18 protein-coding genes are annotated in these 23,020 nt (G+C 56.4%); 13 read left to right on the top strand and 5 right to left on the bottom strand.

Annotated features, from left to right (window positions below):
• Positions 1 to 6 precede the first annotated feature (6 nt).
• The 11 genes from flgK to IB212_RS14055 all read left to right on the top strand — a co-directional run bounded on the left by flgK (position 7) and on the right by IB212_RS14055 (position 11,766).
• Positions 7 to 1,647 (top strand): flagellar hook-associated protein FlgK, encoded by a 1,641-nt coding sequence (gene flgK / locus IB212_RS14105; protein ID WP_041909307.1) that lies wholly within the window; start codon positions 7 to 9, stop codon positions 1,645 to 1,647.
• Between the two features lie 10 nt (positions 1,648 to 1,657).
• Positions 1,658 to 2,548, top strand: coding sequence for a flagellar hook-associated protein FlgL (gene flgL, locus IB212_RS14100; RefSeq protein WP_041909309.1), 891 nt, complete (start codon positions 1,658 to 1,660; stop codon positions 2,546 to 2,548).
• 75 nt (positions 2,549 to 2,623) lie between these two features.
• On the top strand, positions 2,624 to 4,249 hold the full coding sequence (locus IB212_RS14095; RefSeq protein WP_188245998.1) for a methyl-accepting chemotaxis protein: 1,626 nt from the start codon (positions 2,624 to 2,626) through the stop codon (positions 4,247 to 4,249).
• A gap of 158 nt (positions 4,250 to 4,407) precedes the next feature.
• A complete protein-coding gene (fliA, locus tag IB212_RS14090) occupies positions 4,408 to 5,133 on the top strand; it encodes an RNA polymerase sigma factor FliA (protein ID WP_041909313.1) in 726 nt (241 codons plus the stop codon).
• Positions 5,134 to 5,494: 361 nt separating this feature from the next.
• On the top strand, positions 5,495 to 5,845 hold the full coding sequence (flhD, locus tag IB212_RS14085; protein WP_188245997.1) for a flagellar transcriptional regulator FlhD: 351 nt from the start codon (positions 5,495 to 5,497) through the stop codon (positions 5,843 to 5,845).
• Positions 5,846 to 5,847: 2 nt separating this feature from the next.
• Positions 5,848 to 6,423 (top strand): flagellar transcriptional regulator FlhC, encoded by a 576-nt coding sequence (gene flhC, locus IB212_RS14080; RefSeq protein WP_041909315.1) that lies wholly within the window; start codon positions 5,848 to 5,850, stop codon positions 6,421 to 6,423.
• 84 nt (positions 6,424 to 6,507) lie between these two features.
• Positions 6,508 to 7,404 carry a flagellar motor stator protein MotA gene (motA, locus tag IB212_RS14075; RefSeq protein ID WP_041909317.1) on the top strand — a complete coding sequence of 299 codons (897 nt, stop codon included), beginning with the start codon at positions 6,508 to 6,510 and terminating at the stop codon, positions 7,402 to 7,404.
• Positions 7,401 to 8,306: a flagellar motor protein MotB gene (gene motB / locus IB212_RS14070; protein ID WP_041909319.1), complete on the top strand. Its 906-nt coding sequence runs from the start codon at positions 7,401 to 7,403 to the stop codon at positions 8,304 to 8,306. Before motA ends, motB begins: the two co-directional genes overlap by 4 nt.
• Positions 8,293 to 10,248 (top strand): chemotaxis protein CheA, encoded by a 1,956-nt coding sequence (gene cheA / locus IB212_RS14065; RefSeq protein ID WP_188245996.1) that lies wholly within the window; start codon positions 8,293 to 8,295, stop codon positions 10,246 to 10,248. The genes motB and cheA overlap by 14 nt, the downstream gene beginning before the upstream one ends.
• Positions 10,245 to 10,766, top strand: a complete 522-nt coding sequence (locus IB212_RS14060) for a chemotaxis protein CheW (protein WP_047362919.1) — start codon at positions 10,245 to 10,247, stop codon at positions 10,764 to 10,766. The genes cheA and IB212_RS14060 overlap by 4 nt, the downstream gene beginning before the upstream one ends.
• A gap of 100 nt (positions 10,767 to 10,866) precedes the next feature.
• Positions 10,867 to 11,766 (top strand): LysR family transcriptional regulator, encoded by a 900-nt coding sequence (locus tag IB212_RS14055; protein ID WP_047362917.1) that lies wholly within the window; start codon positions 10,867 to 10,869, stop codon positions 11,764 to 11,766.
• Here IB212_RS14055 and IB212_RS14050 read toward each other — a convergent pair.
• From IB212_RS14050 to IB212_RS14040, 3 genes are all read right to left on the bottom strand, one after another.
• Positions 11,741 to 12,532, bottom strand: coding sequence for a substrate-binding domain-containing protein (locus IB212_RS14050; RefSeq protein WP_188245995.1), 792 nt, complete (start codon positions 12,530 to 12,532; stop codon positions 11,741 to 11,743). The genes IB212_RS14055 and IB212_RS14050 overlap by 26 nt on opposite strands.
• Before the next feature lie 15 nt (positions 12,533 to 12,547).
• A complete protein-coding gene (locus IB212_RS14045; protein ID WP_041909329.1) occupies positions 12,548 to 13,843 on the bottom strand; it encodes an MFS transporter in 1,296 nt (431 codons plus the stop codon).
• A gap of 261 nt (positions 13,844 to 14,104) precedes the next feature.
• Positions 14,105 to 15,400, bottom strand: a complete 1,296-nt coding sequence (locus IB212_RS14040) for a serine hydrolase (protein ID WP_041909331.1) — start codon at positions 15,398 to 15,400, stop codon at positions 14,105 to 14,107.
• 95 nt (positions 15,401 to 15,495) lie between these two features.
• Here IB212_RS14040 and IB212_RS14035 point away from each other — a divergent pair, with 95 nt between their 5' ends.
• A complete protein-coding gene (locus tag IB212_RS14035; RefSeq protein WP_041909333.1) occupies positions 15,496 to 16,401 on the top strand; it encodes a LysR family transcriptional regulator in 906 nt (301 codons plus the stop codon).
• On the opposite strand, the gene fumA is transcribed toward IB212_RS14035, so the two are convergent.
• Together fumA and IB212_RS14025 are read right to left on the bottom strand one after the other, a co-directional pair.
• Positions 16,390 to 18,039, bottom strand: a complete 1,650-nt coding sequence (gene fumA, locus IB212_RS14030) for a class I fumarate hydratase FumA (RefSeq protein WP_041909334.1) — start codon at positions 18,037 to 18,039, stop codon at positions 16,390 to 16,392. The genes IB212_RS14035 and fumA overlap by 12 nt on opposite strands.
• Positions 18,040 to 18,092: 53 nt before the next feature.
• The gene (locus IB212_RS14025) at positions 18,093 to 19,601 is read right to left on the bottom strand and encodes an anion permease (RefSeq protein WP_023325580.1); all 1,509 of its coding nucleotides are present in this window, start codon (positions 19,599 to 19,601) and stop codon (positions 18,093 to 18,095) included.
• Positions 19,602 to 20,211: 610 nt separating this feature from the next.
• Here IB212_RS14025 and IB212_RS14020 point away from each other — a divergent pair.
• Positions 20,212 to 22,992, top strand: coding sequence for a flavocytochrome c (locus tag IB212_RS14020; RefSeq protein WP_041909335.1), 2,781 nt, complete (start codon positions 20,212 to 20,214; stop codon positions 22,990 to 22,992).
• Positions 22,993 to 23,020 lie beyond the last annotated feature (28 nt).

Here is a 23,020-nt window from a genome sequence, read left to right as displayed (position 1 = left end):
GAACGTATGAATAACCTATTTAATTTAGCCAGAAACGGCATCAGCGTGGCGCAGGCCGCGATCCGGGTGACCGGTGATAACCTGACCAACGGCATGTCCGGCAACTATAGCCGCCGCAGTCTGATTATCGGTGAGCTTGGCGGCATGTCGACCGCGCAGGGATTTTACGGCTATGGCGCCCGCGCCAGCGGCGTAGAGCGTGCCTACGATGCCTTCGCCAACAACCAGCTGCGGGACTCGCTCTCCGGCTACGCCTCTTTCACCGGACGGATGGAACAGCTGGCGGATATCGATAACATGCTGGCGGACGAGGCGGATAACGTCTCCGTTTCGCTGGGCAAGCTGTTTAAGGATATGGCGACGCTGAGCGGCGACCCGGCGGATGGTCCGGCGCGTGCGGCGGTGTTTACTTCCCTTGACGTGCTGGCCAACCGCTATAACGCCAGCGCCAAACGTCTTTCCGGCCTTGAAAAGAGCACCAATACCCAGATTGAGCGCAGCGCCAAGGAGATCAACAGCTATACCGAACAGCTGGCACAGCTGAACACACAGCTGGAGCGTCTGCAAGGGAACGGCGCGCCCCCTGCCGATCTGCTCGACCAGCGCGATGCGCTGCTGGAAGGGCTGAGCGAACAGCTGGGGATCACCGTCACCGAGGATCAGATTTCAGGTCGCGTGAGCGTCACGCTGCCCGATGGGCGTCCGCTGGTTTCTGGCGGCACGGCCTACAAGCTGGAAACCTCTCCGTCGGATGCCGATCCCAACAAGATGATTGTGTCGTACGTGGATGCGAACGGCAAAGCGTCGCCGCTGGATGAAAACGCCATCACCAAAGGGCGTCTGGGCGGGCTGTTTAAATTCCGCAACGAGGATCTCACCGCCGCGCGCCAGGATCTGGATCAGATCGCCTTTATGATGGCGCACCGGATGAACGAGCAGCACGGCGAAGGGCTTACGCCTGAGGGCAATCCTGGCGGCGATCTCTTCTCGTTGCCGGATATCCACGCTATCGCGAACGCCAAAAACAGGGGCGGCGACGCGCTTGATCAGATCGCGGTGACCAATTTCAAAGAGGTGAAGTCGGAGAACTATGACATCAGCTTTGATGGTACAGACTGGGTGGTGAAAGGGGCCGATGGTCGTACCGTACCTCTCGATCCCGCTGCACCAGCAGGAACGTTAAGGTTCGATGGTATCGAAATTACCCTTCCGAACCCTTCCACCGCCGTTGCGGGGGATAAATTCACGCTTAACCCGATGGCGGGCGCAGCCGAAGGCATCAGCCGTAAGATAACCAGTGCGCAGGACTTTGCGGCTGCCGACCTGACGGGCGGAGAGGGGAATAACAATAACCTCGAAAAGATGCTGGAAATCCAGACTGAAAAACTCATTGGTGACGACACGCTGAGCGCGGCCTACGCGAGCCTGGCAGGCAAAATCGGCGAAAGCGCGCGCGAGGTGAAATCCTATGCCACCAGTGCCGAAAGCGATTTACGCACCAAATATGACACCAAACAGGCGCTCTCCGGGGTCAACATGGACGAGGAATATATCAACCTGGACATGTTCCGCCAGTACTACAACGGCAGCGCGCAGCTGCTGAAAACGGCGACCGCCATGTTTGATGCCCTGCTGGCCATCCGATAAGGAAAAGATGATGCGATTAAGTACGCTTTATATGTACAAGCAAAGTTCGGAAGCGATGACAAAACGCATGAGCCAAAGTAATGAGGCTTATCTGCGGATGTCTGCGGGTAAAACGCTGCTCAAAGCCTCGGACGACCCGACTGCCGCGACCGATGCGGTAAAACATCAGGACGCGCTGGCAAAGCTTGAGATGTACAGCAGCGTGCGCTCCCGCGCGCGCGGCGCGCTGGAGTTTCAGGACCATATTCTGAACGGCGTGGGTAATCTAATGACCACCACCCTGAAGGAAAAAATAGTGGCGGCCGGAAATGGCGCTTATTCCGATGAAGCTCTCCAGGCACTGGGCGAAGAGATAAAAGGGGTCCGCGAAAATCTGCTGGATTTAGCAAACAGCCGCGACAGCAGCGGCCGCTATATTTTCTCCGGATTTAACACCGATACGCCCGCTTTTGACGAAGTCGGCAATTATCGCGGAGGTAATGAAGCGCGTAAACAGACCGTTGCCGATGGAACGGAAATGCAAACGGGCCACCTCGGCGATGAAATTTTTGATGATATTTTTATGGTATTGAATGATGCCGTCGCGGCCTTGATGGCGGGATCGGAATCGGCGGGCTTTGACGCTGCCCTCACCGCCGCAAGTCAAAGCATCGACGCGGGTATCGACCGCCTTGGGAAAGCCCAGGCCGAGCTCGGCACCAACATGCAACAGCTTGACGCCCTGGATCTCACCGGCGACGTGCTGATTAACGACACCATTGTCAAAGTGCAGGATGCCATTGGTGCCGACACCAGCATGCTGGTGTCGCTGGTGTCGGAGTCGCAAATGTCCGAGCTGGCGTTTAACGCCTCGATGTACGTCTACAAAAATATGCAGAAGATGAATCTGTTTAATATGTGACGTCCCAACCCGTTTAATTCCCTTTATTCAGGCGTCACCGCGTACGGTTAAGCCGTGCGCGGCGAGTGAGAAACTATGTTAACGAAACTCAAAATTTACAGCGCAATCAGCCTTATTATTGGCCTGTTTGCGGTGATACTGTTCGGCGTAACAGCCTATTCCGTCTATGACGCGGTCTCTAATAACACCAATTTTAAACGTATTGTCGTGGCCTCTGAAAATAACGATCAGATGCGCGATGCGGCCTATAACATCAGCGCGGTGATGGCCAATACCAACGGCCTGATGCTGCAGGCGGCGCTGGGTAATCCGGTCTCTGAGAACGTGGCCAAACACACGCTGAACGTGGTGAAAATTGCGCGCCGTAATATGGACGCCTTTATGGCGTCGCCGTTCAATACCCCGGAAGAGAGCCGTCTGGCCGCCGAGGTGAATACCGCGTTCAACGAGGTATATAAGGTTGCCGAAATTAAGCTGGGCTACCTGCAAAACCCGGCAGGGTATACCGGTTCGCTGGAACATGATATGGAGCTGCGCACCGCGCTGCGTAATAAGGTGGATCAGTACAGCGATGCCAGCGCCCGGTTGAGCCAGAGCTATATTGAAGCTTCCGAGCGCGGCTACCAGATCATGCTGGGCGTTGGGATTGTGGTGATGGTTCTGGCCGTCGGTCTGCTGTTCGCCATTCGTTTCTGGCTGCGCCACACCCTGGTACGTCGTATGGAGACGACGGTAGAGATGCTGCGCCGCGTGGCGGCGGGCGATCTCAGCCAGGAGATTGAAAGCGGTAGCCAGAATGAAATCGGTAATATGCTGACCGAGCTGGAGAGCATGCGTACTTCCCTGACCAGCACGATCCTCGGGATCCGCGACAGCGTGCAGCGTATCCACACCAACGCCCAGGAAATTGCCCACGGCAATAACGATCTCTCTTCCCGCACCGAAGAGCAGGCGGCGGCGCTGCAGGAGACGGCGGCGAGCATGGAGCAGATCAAGACCACCGTGCGCCAGAATGCCGACAACGCCCACGCGGCCCGCGAGCTGGCGGAAAGCGCCAGCCACAATGCCCATAACGGCGGCGAAGTGATGCAGAGCCTGGAGCAGATCATGGCGCAGATCACCACCAGCTCGCGTCAGATTGCCGACATCAACGGCGTGATTGACAGTATTGCCAACCAGACCAACATCCTGGCCCTGAACGCGGCGGTGGAAGCGGCGCGCGCCGGTGAGCAAGGCCGCGGCTTCGCGGTCGTCGCGGAAGAGGTGCGTAACCTGGCAAAACGCAGCGCCGATGCGGCGAAAGAGATTAACCAGCTGATCAACACCAGCGTGAGCAATATTGATATCGGTTCGCGTCAGGTGGGGCAGGCCAGCATCGTGATGCAGGAGATCGTGACGTCCGTGTCGCAGGTGACGCAGATCATGGGTGAAATCACGTCGGCCTCGGACGAGCAGAGCGCAGGTATAAACCAGATTTCGCAGGCGGTTAACGAAATGGATCTGGTGACCCAGCAGAACGCGGCCATGGTGGAAGAAGCGGCGATGGCGGCGGGCGATCTGGAAGCCCAGTCCGACGCGCTTGAGCGGCTGGTAGCGCAGTTCAGGCTGAACCAGGAGAGCACTATGGTGAACGTGGTTGAAGAGCCTAATAAACCACGGCGTCAAAAAGAGCCTGACCTGGCCCAGTGGGAAACCTTTTAATCTTATTAATTACCATCATTAATAGCGCTGTTTATTAAAATAGCCCGTTAATACAAATGAATTAACAGAATGCGCATTTTTATAAAGGCTTATTGCACTATTTGAATGCGCCATTTCACCGGATAATTCTCACAGAGAATAGCAGGTGGAATGCAATCGTGGATGGTATTTACACGGCCGAAGGGCTGGAAGATAAATCGGTAGTCTGGTCTAAATATCACTATCTGGTGCGGCAGGAAGCATTGCGGTTACATAAGCGGCTTCCTGCCAGCGTCGAGCTGGATGATTTAATTCAGGCGGGTTCGATCGGTTTTTTAAGCGCAGTCGAAAGTTTTGACCCGAAAAAAGGGGTGACGCTCACGGCGTGGATCACCCAGCGGGTAAAATGGGCATTATTAGATGAGCTGAGGGAAAGCGACTGGGTTCCGCGGCGGGTACGAACCCATACGCGTGAAATCGTCGCCATTATTCAGAGAATAGAGCAGGAAAAAGGCGGGGAGGCGACGGAAGCTGAAATTGCAGAGCGCATGGGCGTGTCGTTGCAGGAATTTCAGCAGATGCTGGCGGATAATAACACCAGCCAGATGTACTCGGTTGACGAATTGCAGGAAAATTATGCTGACAGTTGGGAAACAAGCGGTGACGATCATGAGCAGCTTAATCCGCTCAATGACACCATCAAGGAAAATTTGATGGGGCAGATCGCCGGGCATATTCAGTTCATCCCCGAGAGAGAGCAGCAGTTACTGCAGCTTTATTATCTTCAGGATCTGAATATGAAAGAGATTGGATTGATTTTAGGCATTACGGAAACACGCGTGAGTCAGTTGCACAGTCTGGCGCTAAAAAGGTTGCGCAGTCGAATGGAATCGGCGTACAGATAATTACAAGGCATTAACATTAATCTTGTTAATACTGCTTTTAATGCAGGTTTAATCATTAATATCAAGGTTTAATAAGGTTTAATAATTCTTTATTAATTTTTAAAATCAATGAGTTAATAGTGATTCAGTAATTTGGAGAAATTTCTGTCGCTTGTTCGGAAAATACTTAGTGTTTATGATTTTGCCAGTTTTGTGATGCAGCCTCCTTTGGCATTGACATGATTGTCATTCATTTACTGAGGAAGATTGACTTACCTGAGTGAATATCAATGCCAAAAGACTCTCTGCATCAGTTCGAAAACGTTATCTGACTAAACTGACATGCCAGTTGATGGCTATATAACATTGGGAGTTTTCGCCTGTGTCTAATTTCGACGAGTACCTGCAAAATATTCATGATATTAACCTGTCCTATCTTCTGCTAGCCCAGCAGCTGATCCGCCAGGATAAATTTGCGGCGGGTTTTCGCCTTGGATTATCTGAAGGGACAATTGATAACCTGAAAGAACTGTCGTTACCGCAGTTAATGAAGCTGGCGGCCACCAATCAGCTTATTTGTCGATTGCGCGTTGATGATGAAGTGGTGATTGAAAATCTGACCAAAGATTCACGTATTGAAGCACTGCAGCAAATTCATACCGGCATTATTTTGTCGACCAACCTTCTTAACGCCTTAAGCGAAGAAGAAGCCATTGCCGCTGAGGGGGCATAATTATGTGTGGTGAAAAAAGTCTGCTGCAGGAAATTGATGAGGTCAATATTGCCATGGGCTTAATTTCCCTTGGCGCAAGAATGCAGGTACTGGAGTCGGAAACGTCGCTGAGCCGTCGTCGCCTGCTTCGTTTATACAAAGAATTACGCGGCTGCCCACCGCCGAAAGGCATGCTGCCATTTTCCGAAGACTGGTTTATGTCGTGGGAACAGAATATTCATTCTTCTATGTTCTACAACATTTACCTGTATTTAAAAAAGACCGAGCAGGGGCGCTCGATTGAAATGTTGATGAAGACCTATCGTCTTTATCTTGAGCAGTGCAGTACCTGTGCTGATGAGAAGCCGGTACTGGGGCTGACGCGTGCCTGGACATTATTACGTTTCATCGACTGCGGCATTATTTCGCGTAAAGCCTGCAGCGTGTGTGGTGGAGGTTTTGTCGTCACCACTGAGTTTATTAAAAACCCATTTACCTGCAGCTTGTGCAGCCCGCCGTCGCGTGCGCTGAAGAAATCCCAGGTGAATAACACCGGATTATTAAGGAACGCGATCTCGCCAGAAATCATGACGGCGTAATCCCTGACGGACAGCTGTGCGCAAGATGGCGTTTACCTGATGCCGGGACAACTGGCATCGGTCAAAAAAGTAAAAGGAGAGAGTGTGTTAGTTATTGTTGGCTATCTTGTTGTCATACTAACCGTTTTTGGCGGCTTTATTCTGTCCGGCGGTAATCTGATGGCGCTGTTTCAGCCGCTGGAGCTGCTGATTATCGGCGGTGCTGGCGTCGGGGCGTTCATTGTCGGTAACAACGTGAAATCCCTGAAGGCCACCGGAAAAGCGCTGGTAAAAGTCTTCGTGGGCAAGCGCTATAACAAAGCGGTCTATATGGACCTGATGGCGCTGATGTTCCTGCTGCTATCGCAAAGCCGTGTTCACGGGCTGATGTCGCTGGAAAAGGATATTGAAGATCCGCAGAACAGCGATATTTTTAGCGCCTATCCCCGCCTGATGAGCGACCCGATGCTCGCCAACTTTATCCTCGACTACTTCCGCCTGATGATTGGCGGCAGCATGAATTCTCATGAAATCGAAGCCCTGATGGATGAAGAGATTGAAACCTGCGAAGAAGAGCTGGAAGTGCCGGCCCACAGCCTGAATACCGTGGGCGATGCGTTTCCGGCCTTCGGTATTGTGGCGGCGGTGATGGGGGTGGTAAATGCGCTGGGCTCTGCTGACCGCCCGGCGGCGGAGCTGGGCATGCTGATTGGCCACGCGCTGGTGGGCACCTTCCTCGGTATTCTTATTGCCTATGGTTTTGTTTTGCCGCTGGCGACGCTGCTACGTCAGAAAAGCTCCGATCAGGTCAAAATTCTTCAGTGTATCAAAGTCACGCTGCTCTCCAGCCTGAACGGCTATGCCCCGCAGATTGCGGTGGAGTTTGGTCGTAAAACTATCTTTACCAGCGAACGTCCGTCGTTTGAAGAGCTGGAAGAGCACGTGCGCGAGGTCAAATCTAACGCCACGCTGAAAACCAAAGCCTCGGACAGCGCCGCATGAAGAACGTCACGCCTGTCATCATTTCACGTAAGCGTAAAAAGAAGAAACATGCCCATCACGGCGGGACGTGGAAGATTGCCTATGCCGATTTTATGACCGCGATGATGGCCTTCTTTCTGGTCATGTGGCTGCTTTCCCAGTCCACGGACATGGAAAGAGAGCTGATTGCGGATTACTTCCGCATGCCGCTTAAGCCGTCGATGGCAAACGGTGATAAAACCAGCCTCAGCGACAGCGTCATACCCGGCGGTGGGGATGACATTCTCAAGCGGCAGGGCGAGGTGTTCAAAGGGCAAATCAACGCGATTGACAAGCACAAGCGCTTTGAAAGCCTGAAGCAGGCGAAAGAGAAGCTGCAGAAGATGATCGAAACCGATCCCCGGCTGAACAACTTTAAATCCAACATTCTGCTGAACCTCACCAACGACGGCCTGCTGATCCAGATCACCGACTCGCAGGACCGCCCGATGTTCCGCGTCGGTAGCGAACTGCCGGAGTCCTATATGAACGGCATTCTGCAGGCCCTGGTGCCGCTGCTACAGGAGTTGCCCAACGCGCTGAGCCTGACGGGGCATACCGACTCGCTGCCGTATGCCGGGGGCGACGGCGGCTACAGCAACTGGGAGCTTTCCGCCGGGCGCGCCAACGCCGCCCGCCGGGTACTGGTCCGCGGCGGGCTAAGCGATGAGCGCTTTTTACGCGTGATCGGCACCGCCAGCCGGATGCCGCTGGACAACTCGTCGCCTGATAGCGCCGTCAACCGCCGCATCAGCATTCTGGTCCTCAGTCGCGCGAAAGAGCAGGAGATCCGCCTGGAGGATACCCAGGCCCAGCGCGCAGACAGCGTGCTGAACGATATCAATCTGCAAAACGTGCAGGGTTATACCGATGGACATGAATGATTTTTCGCAGATCTTTTTTACCGAGGCGGAAGAGTTGCTGGCCGAAATGGAACAGCTGCTGCTGCAGCTTGACGTCGCGGCGCCGGACCTGGAGCAGCTGAACGCCATCTTTCGCGCGGCGCACTCGCTGAAAGGGGGGGCGGCCACCTTTGGCTTCAGTGCATTACAGGAGACAACCCACCTGCTGGAAAACCTCCTCGATCAGGCGCGGGCAGGGGAGAGGGCGCTCAGTCGGTCAATCATTAACCTCTTTCTGGAATGTAAGGACATTATGCAAGCGCAGCTGGAAGCCTATCAGTCTTCGCAGGAGCCTGATGAAGCCCGTTATCGCTATATCTGTGAAGCCCTGAGGGAGATTGCCCTTGAGGGCCAACAGCCCGCGCCGCCAGCGGCAACCCCTGAAGCCGCAGCAGCGCAGCCCGTCAGCGCGGCGCAGGAGACGGAAACTTCGCTGGTGGTGACCCTGCATAACGTCGGGGAGCGCGAGCAGACGATGCTGCGCGACGAGCTGACCAATATGGGCGAGATTACGCACATCGAGACGACGCCGGACAGCATGACGGTCACGCTGCTGACCACCGCCTCGGGGGACGATATCACCGCCGTACTCTGCTTTGTAGTGGACAGTAAGCAAATTGCGGTGAACCCCGCAGAGCCCGTGACCGCACCTGCGCCAGAGCCGGAGCAAAAACCGGCTGCCGCGCCAGAGACCGTCGCCAAAAAAGTGTCGCCAGCCTCGCGGGCGGCGAATCAGGAGTCGGGCAGCATTCGCGTAGCGGTGAGCAAAGTTGATCAGATCATCAACCAGGTCGGCGAGCTGATCATCACTCAGGCGATGCTCTCCCAGCTGTCGAGAACCCTCGATCCGGCCAGCTACGATCTGCTGTCCGGCTGCGTGGCGCAGATGGAGCGAAACACTCGCGAGTTGCAGGAGTCGGTGATGTCCATTCGTATGATGCCGATGGATTACGTCTTTAGCCGCTTCCCGCGGCTGGTGCACGACCTGGGCTCCCGTCTCAATAAAGAGGTCGAACTGACGCTCAAAGGCGGGTCCGCCGAGCTGGATAAGAGCCTGATCGAGCGCATTATCGACCCGCTTACCCACCTGGTGCGTAACAGCCTCGACCACGGTATTGAAGAGAAAGAGGCGCGCGTCGCCAAAGGGAAACCGGTGACCGGAAACCTGACGCTCTCCGCTGAACACCACGGCGGCAATATTGTGATTGAAGTCAGCGACGATGGGGCTGGCCTTAACCGGGAAAAAATCCTCGCCAAAGCCCGTTCGCAGGGGATGGCGATCAGCGACACCATGAGCGATGACGATGTGTGGATGCTGATCTTCGCCGCCGGTTTTTCCACCGCCGAGAGCGTGACGGACGTATCCGGGCGCGGCGTGGGGATGGACGTGGTCCGACGCAATATTCTGGCGATGGGCGGCCACGTGGACGTGCTATCGACGCCCGGTGCCGGAACAACTATCCGCATTATCCTGCCGCTGACGCTGGCGATCCTCGACGGCATGCTGGTGAAGGTGGGGGACGAGATTTACGTTCTGCCGCTGGGCGCGGTGATGGAATCGCTGCGCCCAACCGACGAGATGCTGTGCCGCTTTGTGGGGGAAGAGCGGCTCCTGCAGGTGCGCGGGGAATATCTGCCGCTGGTGCTGCTGCGCCAGCGCCTCTCGGTGGCGGGCGAAGCGCCTGCCGACGACGGCATTGTGGTTATCGTGCAAAGCGCGGGCTGCCGCTATGCGCTGTGGGTCGATCAGCTTATCGGCCAGCAGCAGGTGGTGGTTAAGAATCTAGAACATAACTACCGCAAAGTGCCTGGCGTCTCCGCAGCGACCATCCTCGGAGATGGCAGCGTGGCGCTGATCCTTGATGTGGTTGAGCTGTCGACGCTCAACGTTCCACAACCCCAGAGGGAGGGGGTAATAGCATGACTGTAGCAACCGCCAGTAAACCCACCGCCGCTGACGCTACCGCGCAGGAGTACCTGGTATTCCGCCTGGGCGACGAAGAGTACGGCATTGATATTCTCAAAGTGCAGGAGATCCGCGGCTGCGACCGCCTGACGCGTATTCCGAACGCGCCAAACTTTATTACCGGCGTCACTAACCTGCGCGGCGTGATAGTGCCGATTGTGGATCTGCGCGTGCGCTTTGAACTGCCTGACCCGTCGCAGGACGACAAAACGGTGGTCATTGTGCTCAATCTGAATGACCGCGTGGTGGGCATTGTGGTTGACGGCGTGGCGGACGTGCTGTCGATTGACGTGGATAACATCAAGCCGACCCCGGATGTGGCCTCGGTACTCTCCGGCCGTTACCTGCTTGGGCTGGGAGTGCTCGACAGCCGAATGATTATTCTGGTGAATATTGAGAGGCTGTTGAGCCGCGAGGAGATGGCGCTGGTAGAGTCGGCGGCCGAGTCATACATTGACGAACACTGTTGCGCATAGCACTTTCCGGGCGCATATCAGCGGCGAAGGTTGCCGCTGATTCATAACTCGCTATTATGAATGTTCGAGTTTCCAGAAGCGCTAAGGATTGCCAGAAAGTATGCCCGTCAATTTCGACCTCAACGATCTTTACGCCTTCAGAGCCCTGGTGGAATACGGTAATTTCCGTATTGCGGCAGAATCTATCTGCATTTCTCAGTCTGCCTTAAGCCGCCGCATCGAAAAGCTGGAGGCGGCAGTGGGGGCCAAACTGTTCGACAGAACCACCCGACGCGTGACGCTGACGCTCTTCGGGCAAACCTTTGCCGAGCGCTGTGGGGTGCTTCTGGAAAACGTGGAGTCGATGCTGGCCGATATCGACAAGGTGAGCGAGGAGCGCACCGGGCTGATCACCGTCGCCACTGTGCCTTCGGCTGCCTGTCATTTTATGCCCGAGGTCATCCGCCAGTTCCACAGCCGCTTTCCGCGCGTGCGCATTAAGCTTATCGACAGCAGCGCGGGGAATGTCATAGAGGCGGTGGCCAGCGGTCAGGCGGATTTTGGGATCTGTTTTGCGAGAAGCCTGCAGCCGGATATCACGTTTATTCCGCTGGTGGAGGATGTGTACGTTGCCGCATGCCGTCGCGATCATCCATTGGCGGGGCGTAAGTGTCTGACCTGGAAGGTGTTTTTTCAGCAGGATTACATCAGCCTGGATATCACCTCCGGAAACCGCAACCTGCTCGACCAGATGCTCGGCCATATGAAGCCCGAGCGTCCGGGGATCTGTGAAACGCGCCACGTCACCACGATGCTGGGGATGGTGGAGGCGGGGATTGGCATTGCGGCCGTCCCCGCGATGTCAATGCCGAACGCTGAACATTCGATTCTGACGCAGATCCCGCTGACCGAACCCGAAGTCAAACGCACTGTCGGGCTGATTCGGCGCAGCGGGCGTATTCAGTCATGGATTGCCGCCGAGCTGGAAACGCTGATTACCGCGCGCTATCGCGCGGCGTAGCGACGGGGATCATCCCGGTAGCGGTAATGGTCTCTCGCGAGCTGGCTGACGCGAGGTAATCCAGCAGCGCTTGCGCCTCTGAGGGATGATCCGCGTGGGCCGTCACTGCACCGGCAAAACGAGTAATGTATTGCAGATTATTCGGGAGCTTGCCGACAAAGGTTACCCCCGGAACAGGCAGCAGCTCGCTCACCTGCTGGAGCCCGATGCTGTACTTCCCTTTTGCCACTTCCGACGCGACCGGGATCCGCTCAACCTTGTGCGCTTTTCCCGCAACCTGCTCTTCAATCCCCAGTTTTTTAAACAGCTGAGTTTGCACATATCGCCCGCTGGCGCTGTCGGAGTAGGCAATAGCGTTCGCCTTCAGCAGGGTCTGGCGCAGGGTAGCCTCCGTAGCGATATCCGGCACCGGCGAGCCTGCTTTGACCACCACGCCGACGGGCGAATCCGCCAGCTCAACGCGCGAGCCGTCTTTGACCATTCTGTCCTTCGCCAGATGCGCCAGCGCATCCCCGACCATAATCACCACGTCCGCTTTTTCACCGCGCGACAGGCGGTTGGGGATGGCCTGGGGCGTTTGTCCCATGGACGGCCCCGGGATCAGCACAATGCGGTCACCGCTTTTGGCTTCATACTCTGGCGCGAGCTTTTCCAGGGCGGCTTTAAAACCGCCCGAGATCATAACGGTCACCTCCTGGGCCAGCGCCGCTGCGCTGGTTGCCAGCAATACCAGCCCGGTCAGTCCTGAACGTATAAATGTGTGCATATCATCCTCTCCGGATTAACGGGCTGTTTGCAGATGCAGCGCGCTGCGACGGTAGAGATAGAGCGTTGCCAGCATGGCACAGACCGCGGCGAAGCTCATCCAGTACCCCGGGGAGGCTTTGTCACCGGTGTACTCAATTAAGGCGGTAGAAATCACCGGTGTGAAACCGCCAAAGACCGCCGTTGCCAGGCTGTACGCCAGCGAGAAACCGGCCACGCGCACTTCAACGGGCATGATCTCCGTCAGCGCCGGGATCATCGCGCCGTTATACAGGCCGTACAGGAAAGAGAGCCACAGCAGCACGCTCAGCATCATGGTGAAGCTTGGGGACTGCGCCAGCAGCGTCAGCGCCGGGTAGCTGGTCGCCAGCGCCAGAAGCGTCATGGCAATCAGTACCGGTTTGCGTCCGAAGCGGTCCGACAGCGCGCCGCCCACCGGCAGCCAGATAAAGTTAGAGATCGCCACCAGCAGCGTGACCAGCAGGCTGTCAGAGGCGCTCAGCATCAGCACTTTTTTGCCGAAGGTCGGCGCGTAGACGGTGATCAGATAGAACGCCGTGGTGGTCATCGCCACCATCAGCATGCCTGCAACCACAACCGGCCAGTTCGCCAGCAGGGTGGTAAAGACCTGACGCATCGCCAGCGTGTGGCGGCGCGCGCGAAACGCTTCCGTCTCTTCAAGCCTGCGGCGCAGGATAAAGATAAACGGCACGATTAAGCAGCCAAACAGGAACGGAATGCGCCAGCCCCATTCGCGGATAGCACTCTCTTCCATCAGTGCGTTCAGGGCAAAGCCCATTGCCGCCGCCACCATAATCGCCACCTGCTGGCTGCCGGACTGCCAGCTGGTATAAAAGCCCTTGCGGCCCGGCGTGGCGATTTCTGCCAGATAGACCGACACCCCGCCAAGCTCCGCCCCGGCGGAAAAGCCCTGCAGCAAGCGCCCCATCAGCACCAGCAGCGGCGCCCACAGGCCGATGCTTTCATAGGAAGGGATCAGCACGATCAGGAAGGTTCCCGCCGCCATAATCGACAGCGTGACGATCAGCCCTTTGCGGCGGCCAACCTTATCAATATACGCGCCGAGCACGATTGCCCCGATGGGGCGCATCAAAAAGCCCGCGCCGAAGACGGCGAAGGTCATCATCAGCGAGGCAAATTCACTGCTCGCCGGGAAGAAGGTATGCGCAATGTAGGTGGCATAAAACCCGAACAGGAAGAAATCGAATTGCTCAAGGAAGTTGCCGGAGGTGACGCGAAGTATCGCGCCCGCTCTTGCGCGAACGGTTGCAGGTGGGGTTGAGGAAATCATCGTAGTCTCCAGTTTTATTATTGACGTGTTGTCCGTCTGTTTCTGAAAACTGGCTCATTAAACGGAAATTAATAAGCGCAAATCGCGCATGAACTGATGCGTGGTGTGCATCAATGACAGGACGTTGACCAGGATTTATGGTTCTAACAATAACTTAACAATTCATTTATTTTTCATTCACCGCATTCTGCTAAGTGGCTGATATCCCTGTTTTGTGACATTGCGCAGAAGATAAGCCAGGCAGGGCCTGGCTTATTCTATTCAGCGTAGCGCGTTCGCTATCGCGCTAAACATCATCGACGCTTCCAGCGGCTGGGCGCTGAATGACGGTTCCGCCTGCGGCCAGGTGGACCACTGGACGATCACCAGGTTTTCCTTTTGATTCACCATAATCATCTGGCCAAAAATCCCCAGCGCCCAGAGTGAATCTTTCAGGGAGTCCTGCACCGCTGGCTTAACCCCCGTGGCCGTAGCGGGCACCTCGTTATTCCACCACTGATAGCCGTACAACCCTTTCGGGTGCGCCTTTGACACCGATCCCGTTGCCTGCGTCCAGTCTGCGGACTGCTTCACCCAGCCGTCAGGCAGGATCTGTTTGCCTGAGGGGAGCGTACCGTTATGCAGGATAAATTCGCCGAAACGCCCCCAGTCTTCCAGCGTGGCGTTAAAGCCGTGGGCGCCGACGTCGTGCTGGCCCTTGCGGTAGGCATGCCATACGCCGTCGCTCGCCATCCCGTACGGTTGCCAGATGCTTTTCTCCAGATACGCCGCAAGCGTCATGCCGGTGGCGCGTTCAAGCACGTCCCCCAGTAGCCATGCGCCACCTGAGGAGTATGACCAGTTTTCGCCCGCCGGGTGTTCGCGTTGTAACCCTTTCACCAGCGTGCGCACGCAGTCATAGGTACCCGGTTTCGCTTCACATTGGGTCAGCTGAGCGAAGTCTGATTTCGGGTCGGTATAGTCTTCATTCCACGCCACGCCGGAGGTGTGGGTGATGAGCTGTTTCAGCGTCACGCCGTCCCATGCGGTGGCTTTCAAATCCGGTTCGTATTGGGTGATGAGGTCATCAAGGGAGCGAATTTTGCCCTCTTTGATCGCGACCCCAACCAGCGCCGAGACCACGGATTTGCCCACGGAACGTGAGGTCCAGAGCGTGGAGTCGGTATTGCCTTCACCCAGATATTTATAGGCCACTTTGCCGTTCTTCAGCACCAGCATACCGCTGACGTTCTGGCGTTTCAGGTAATCCTGAAGGTTCCAGGTCTTGCCGTTAACCTGATAGCGGGCACCGGTGAGCGGTTTTTCTGCGGGCAGCAGCGGCGTAGCGTTGCCGTGGCGGAACACATCGCCCGCATAGTTGCGGTAGTCATTGCGGAAGCCCACCACGCGGTCGGACTGGCTCCAGGTGAGCATGGTATGCGCGTCCGGGAGTCTGGCATCGAAAGGCGCCGGACAGGTGGTGAGGTCGGTACCGTTGCAGGCCGCCATAACGGCGGGCGAGAGCAGGCTGCTGACAACCAGCGCCGCGAGCAGCGTGCGGTTTGTTTTGATTTTCATATTTATCTCGTTTGGCTCAGGAAGGACTTCAGTTTAAGAACCTGCGGCCTATAATAAAAAACGCGTTATGGGGGAAAATCCCCCGGAAAAATCGCGTGGAGAATGACGTGGCATCACCGATCTATTCCTTTGCCCAGCTTGAGGCGTTCACCGCCGTTGCTGAGCACGGCAGCCTGATGAAGGCGGCCAGTAAACTCGGCAAAGATCGCACTACCCTCAGGGATCTGATCGATTTTCTTGAGGATGGGCTGGGCTACGCTCTGTTCCTGCGGGAGGGGCGCAGCCTGCGCCTGACGCCGGAGGGGGAGCAGCTTCAGCGGCAGGCGCACCTGCTGATGCGGCAGGTCAAAGCGTTTGAGGCGTTTGCCAGATCGGTACCGGACAGCGCGACGCAGGACATTGCTCTCGTTTACGATCCGTTCACCCCCAGAGCCTTTTTACAGGCGCTGATTGCCACACTGGCGACGAAAAAGATCCGCCTGAGCCTGACCAGCGCATCGCGCGATGAAGCGGAAGCGATGCTGGCAAACGGTCAGGCCGATCTGGGGATCTGCCAGGCGCGCAACCGCAGCGTGGGCAATGAGATGGAGTGGCGGGCGCTGGGGGCGATCGAAATGGATTTTTACGCCGCAACGCCGCTTTTTGCGGAGGTTGCGTCGCCGGTGTCGCTGCTCGATCTCTCTCTGGTCCCACAGGTGATTATGCATGCCGCATCAGACGAGCCGGTTGCCCGTCGCCTGCAAATTTCAGGGCACACGCTTTTCACTAACGAACTGGAGATGCTGCGCGGCCTGCTGGAGCAGGGCTGCGGCTGGGGGTTTTTGCCGACCCATCTTCACGCAACGCAGTGGAAAAACGTAAAAAGGCTGCCCACCGAAGTGGGCAGCCAGGGGATAAGCCAGACGATGGTCACCATCTGGAAGCCGGGCAGCGACAAGCGCGGGTTAATCAACGATACGCTGTCGCTGCTTCCGGCGTTATGGAAACGCTCAGCGCTGTGAACACCCTTTGCACTGTTTATTCTGGATCTGCTGGAAGAAGTCGTTGCCTTTGTCATCCACCAGAATAAACGCCGGGAAGTTCTCCACCTCAATTTTCCAGATCGCTTCCATACCCAGCTCAGGATAGGCCACGCACTCCAGGCTCTTGATGCTGTTTTGCGCCAGCACCGCCGCCGGGCCGCCGATGCTGCCCAGGTAGAAGCCGCCGTGCTTATGGCAGGCGTCGGTCACCTGCTGGCTGCGGTTGCCTTTCGCCAGCATGATCATGCTCGCGCCGTGCGACTGCAGTAAGTCCACATACGAATCCATGCGCCCTGCGGTAGTTGGACCGAGTGAGCCAGACGCGTAGCCTTCAGGCGTTTTGGCCGGGCCCGCGTAGTAAATCGGATGATCTTTGACGTACTGCGGCAGTTCTTCACCGTTGTCGATCAGCTCTTTCAGCTTCGCGTGGGCAATGTCGCGCGCCACGATAATGGTGCCGTTCAGCGACAGGCGGGTAGAGACCGGGTGCGCGGAAAGCTGCGCCAGGATCTCATTCATCGGCTTGTTCAGGTTGATGCTGACCACGTCGCCTTCGCCCTGCTGGCGCAGTGACTCCGGAATATACTGACCTGGGTTGTGCTCAAGCTTCTCAATCCAGATCCCGTCGCGGTTGATCTTCGCCTTGATGTTGCGGTCAGCGGAGCAGGAGACCCCCATGCCGATTGGGCAGGAGGCACCGTGGCGTGGCAGGCGGATCACGCGGATATCGTGGGCGAAGTATTTCCCGCCGAACTGCGCGCCGAGGCCGAGGTTCTGTGCTTCCTGGAGCAGTTCCTGTTCGAGCTGAACGTCGCGGAACGCCTGGCCGTGCTCGTTGCCTTCGGTTGGCAGCGCGTCGTAGTAGCGGGTGGAGGCGAGCTTCACGGTTTTCAGCGTGGCTTCCGCTGAGGTGCCGCCGATAACAAACGCGATATGGTACGGCGGGCAGGCTGCGGTCCCCAGGGTACGCATCTTCTCAACCAGGTAGTTTTTCAGCTTCGCCGGGGTAATCAGCGCTTTGGTTTCCTGGTAGAGATAGGTTTTGTTGGCAGAGCCGCCGCCCTTCGCCATGCACAGGAATTTATACTCGTCACCGTCAACGCTGTAGAGGTCAATCTGTGCGGGCAGGTTGGTGCCGGTATTCACCTCTTTATACATATCCAGCGCCGCATTCTGCGAGTAGCGCAGGTTGTCTTCAATATAGGTGTTATACACGCCCTGGCTCAGGGCCGCTTCGTCACCGCCGCCGGTCCAGACGCGCTGGCCTTTCTTACCCATAATGATTGCCGTGCCGGTATCCTGGCAGGTTGGCAGCACGCCTTTCGCCGCAATTTCCGAGTTGCGCAGGAACTGCAGGGCCACGTACTTATCGTTCTCGCTGGCTTCCGGGTCGTTAAGAATGGCGGCAACCTGCTTCTGGTGGGAAGGACGCAGCATAAATGCGGCGTCGTGGAAGGCCTGCTGCGCCAGCAGGGTCAGGGCTTCGGGCTCCACCTTCAGCACTTCCTGGCCGTCGAATTCGGCAATGGAGACATGCTCGTTGGTCAGCAGGTAGTATTCGGTGTCGTCATGCGAAAGAGGGAAGGGGTTCTGATAAAAAAACGGTTTATTCGACATAGTATTGCTCCACAAAAATAAAACCGCCGGAGGAGAAGTCCGGCGGTCAGGAATCAGAACATCATGGACATCCACGGGTAGCCAATCAGCAGCAGGGCCGCCAGGAAGATGGCACCGAAGATGGTGCCGAGGCGCCAGTAGTCTTTGGTTGGCAGGTAGCCGCTACCGTAGTAAATCGGGCTTGGGCCAGTACCGTACGGGGTGATAATCCCCATCACGCCCAGCGAGGTCACCATCAGCAGAACGAACACTTCCATATTCATGCCCGGAATGGTGGAGGCGATGGTCAGCATCGCTGGCAGCAGCGCCGTGGTGTGCGCTGTGGTGCTGGCAAACAGGTAGTGCAGCAGGTAGAACGCCAGCAGCAGGACGATGGTCGCCACGCCCGGAGAGATACCGCTCATCAGCAGGCCGCCTTCTTTACCTAACCAGCTGATAAAGCCGGTAGAGGAGAGGCCATCCGCCAGCGCCACCAGGGTGGCGAACCAGACGAAGGTGTTCCACGCCGCTTTGTTGCCGGTGATATCGTTCCACTCCAGCACGCCGGTCCACAGCATCAGGCCAACGATAAGCAGGGCTGCCATCGCGGGTTCAATCCACGCGGCGGCGAAGATCCACATCAGCAGCGCGCAGCATACGAACACCAGCAGAAGGATCTCATTGCGGGACAGCTTGCCGAGTTTTTCCAGCTCACGGGTCGCCCACAGCGGCACTTCATTGTTCACCTTCACTTCTGGCGGGTAGAACCAGTAGGCCAGCAGCGGCATGGTCAGGATCAGCAGGATGCCCAGCGGCAGGAAGGCGAGGAACCAGGTCCCCCAGGAGATGTCGATCCCAACCGTACTTTTCACCAGCGCCAGGGCCAGCAGGTTCGGCGCGAGGGCGGAGAGGAACATTGAGCTGGTGATACAGGCCGCGGTGATCGCCACCCACATCAGGTAAGAACCAATCTTACGCGCGCTTGGGTCGTTGGGTTTTGAACCGTACAGCGGCGGCAGGTTAGCGATGATCGGGTAGATGGTCCCACCGCTGCGCGCGGTATTGGACGGAGTGAACGGTGCCAGCAGCAGGTCCGCAAACGTAATCGCGTAACCGAGCGTCAGGCTGCGACGGCCAAGATACTTCACCAGAATCAGCGCCAGACGGCGGCCGAAGCGGGTTTTGTCATAGCCCGCGGCAAACATAAAGGCACCGAAAATCAGCCAGACGGTGGAGTTACCAAACCCGCTCACTGCCCACTTAAAGGAGGCGCCCGCCAGCTTGAATTTCGGGTCAGCCAGCTGTTCAGGGCTGAACAGCACCCACTGGCTGCACAGGGCAATGGCGACCACGCCGGTCAGACCGATCACCGCGCCCGGCAGGGGTTCGAAGATAAGACCGACGATCACGCCGACGAAGATGGCGAAGTAGTGCCACGCGTAAGGCGGCAGCCCTTCCGGTACCGGAACAAACAGCAGCAGTACGGCGACGATGACGGGCAGTGCCATCATCAGCAGACGTTTTGCGTTTCCATTTGATGCCTGGTTCGCCACAGGGGGCGTTACAGCAGTTTTTGTATTCATAGTTTCACGTCTTAAGTTGTCAAAAATTCGGTCGCACTGAAAAGTCAAAATTGCTTTCTTAAGTTTCTTTGCTTTTTTTAGTTATTAAAGGTGCGTTTTGGTATTTTCAGTAATAGCGATTTAACGCTTTTTTGTGTGCGTTAAATTAAAAAATGATGATGTTTTTATATTGCGCTTTTAAATGCCATGACTATTGATGGAGATCAAAAAAACAGAATTGCAGCGTTATTTTTATGCTTTTATTAATAACCACTCTGGCGTATGTGGTTATTATCTTTTTTGCGGGTTTATTTTATCATTTCTGTAACAATTCGAAATTTTAATAACGCCTATTCAGTTGATTTTAAAGGGTGTTTTTGGTTTTTGGCGAAATGGTTTTACCATTTTTTATTTAACGTATTTTAAAATATTGTGAATGCCTCAATGACAATCGCTAACACCAATGTATTATTAGTGTTATCACATGGATTAAATAGTTTTTTAACTAACGTAATAACTTTGGAAACTAAAAAAACCATTATATTAATATCATGACATCGGCAAAAAACGACGAAATAAAAAATCAATCCGATAACGAATTCTCAATTTTTAAAAGTTTGGAGTTTCTATTATGAGCACTAACGAACGCATTCTTAGCCCCTTCACATTACCGAATGGCACTGAACTGAAAAACCGTTTGTTAATGGCCCCTATGACCACCTGTACCGGCTATTATGACGGCACCGTCACCAGCGAGCTGGTGGAGTACTATCGGGCCCGTTCCGGCAGCATTGGCACCATCATCGTGGAGTGCTGCTTCGTCGACGATCTCGGCCTCGCCTTCCCGGGCGCAATTGGTATTGATAACGACGAGAAAATCGCCGGGCTGGCGAAAATCGCCGAGGCCATTAAATCCAAAGGATCTAAGGCCCTGCTGCAGATCTACCACGGCGGCCGCATGGTTGATCCGAAACTGATCGGTGGCCGTACCCCGGTTGGCCCAAGCGCCGTAGCCGCGCCGCGTGACGGTGCCGCAACGCCGGTTGCCCTGACCGCCGAAGAAGTGGAAGGCATGATCGGCAAGTTTGGTGAAGCCGTGCGCCGCGCCATCCAGGCCGGTTTTGACGGCGTGGAAATCCACGGGGCGAACACCTACCTGATTCAGCAGTTCTACTCTCCAAACTCTAACCAGCGCGACGACGAGTGGGGCGGCAGCCGCGACAACCGCGCGAAGTTCCCGCTGGCGGTGCTGGACATCACCCACAAAATGGTGCGCCAGTACGCGGACGACGCGTTTATTATTGGCTACCGTTTCTCCCCTGAAGAGCTGGAAGTGCCGGGCATCCGCTTTGAAGACACCATGTACCTGCTGGAGAAACTGGCGGCGCGCGGCGTGGACTACCTGCACTTCTCCGTCGGCGCGACTCTGCGTCCGTCCATTGTCGACACCCAGGACCCGACGCCGCTGATCGAAAAATACTGCGCGATGCGCTCTGAAACCCTGGCGCAGGTTCCGGTGATGGGCGTGGGCGGCGTGGTGAATGCGTCAGACGTGAATGAAGCGCTGGACCACGGTTACGACCTGATTGCCGTTGGCCGCGCCACTATTGCCTACCCGGACTGGACCGACCGCATCGCGGCGGGTGAAAGCCTTGAGCTGTTTATGGACAGCACCAAACGCGAGGAACTGAGCATTCCTGAACCGCTGTGGCGCTTCTCGCTGGTGGAAGCGATGATCCGCGACATGAGCATGGGCGAATCGAAATTCAAACCGGGCATGTTCACCGAGAAGGTGCAGGACGACGCGAACGAGCTGGTGATTAACGTCAGTCTGGAAACCGACCGCATTGCGGACATCGAGCTGGCCTCTGGCCCGAGCGAAGATATTGAGTTCGTCACCAGCTTTGAAGAGATCCGTACCCGCATTCTGGACGCCAATACCCCGCACGTGGATGCCATCACCGGTGCAACCAGCCAGAGTGAAGCGGTGAAGAAAGCGGTCTCTAAAGCGATGCTGAAATCCAGCAAAGCGCTGGCAGCGGAAGAGGGCGTGGACCCGAACGAAACCCGCAGCGTGGACGTGGTTGTTGTCGGTAGCGGCGGCGCCGGTCTGGCGGCGGCGATTCAGGCTCACGACGAAGGCGCGAGCGTGCTGATTGTTGAGAAGATGCCGACCATCGGCGGGAACACCATTAAAGCCTCTGCCGGTATGAATGCCGCCGAAACCCGCTTCCAGCGCGTGAAGGGCATTCAGGACAGCAAAGAGCTGTTCTACCAGGAAAGCCTGAAAGGCGGCGGCAACAAGAACAACCCTGAACTGCTGCGCCGCTTTGTCGAGAACGCGCCGCAGGCGATCGAGTGGCTGGCAACGCGCGGCATCATGCTGAACGACATCACCACCACCGGTGGGATGAGCATCGACCGTACTCACCGTCCAAAAGACGGCTCTGCGGTGGGGGGCTACCTGATCAGCGGCCTGGTGCGTAACGTCAACAAACGTAACATCGAGGTGATGCTGGATACCTCCGTCAGCGACATTATCTTCGAGAACGGTGAAGTGACCGGGGTTCGCCTGACCACCGAAGAGAACGAAACCGTCACCGTGGCAGCGAAAAGCGTGATCGTGGCGACGGGCGGCTTCAGCGCCAACAGCCAGATGGTCGTCAAATACCGTCCGGATCTGGAAGGGTTCGTCACCACCAACCACAAAGGGGCAACCGGCGGCGGCATCGCGCTGCTGGAGCGCATCGGGGCGGGCACCGTGGATATGGGCGAAATCCAAATTCACCCAACGGTTGAGCAGAACACCTCGTACCTGATTTCCGAATCCATCCGCGGGGGCGGGGCGATTCTGGTCAACCAGAAAGGGGAGCGCTTCTACAACGAAATGTCGACCCGCGATAAAGTCTCGGCGTCAATCATCGCGCTGCCGGAGAAATACGCGTACATCGTCTTTGACGAGCACGTACGTGCTAAAAACAAAGCCGCGGATGAGTATATTGCGAAAGGCTTCGTGACCAGCGCCAGCTCGCCAAAAGCGCTGGCGGAAGCGCTCGGTATGGATCACCACGCTTTCCTCGCGACCCTGGAACGTTACAACGGTTTCGTTGAAAAACAGCACGATGACGATTTTGGTCGTACCACCGCGCTGCGTGCGCCCATCAACGAAGGGCCTTTCTACGCTATTCAGATTGCGCCAGGCGTGCACCACACCATGGGCGGCGTGACCATCAACACCGAAACCTGCGTGCTGGACAGCAACCACAACGTACTGCCGGGGGCGTTTGCGGCGGGTGAAGTGGTCGGGGGGATCCACGGCGGCAACCGTATCGGCGGTAACGCGGTGGCGGATATCATTATTTTTGGTACCCTTGCAGGACATCAGGCGGCGATGCGCTCAAAAAGAACGTAAGGCTCCTGTCTCCCCGGCGGCGCGGTGC

Source organism: Enterobacter sp. E12, from assembly GCF_014596715.2.
In the GTDB taxonomy this organism is placed as follows: domain Bacteria; phylum Pseudomonadota; class Gammaproteobacteria; order Enterobacterales; family Enterobacteriaceae; genus Enterobacter; species Enterobacter bugandensis.
The sequence above is the reverse complement of the archived record's forward strand: the minus strand, read 5'-3'. Positions and strand labels throughout refer to the sequence as shown.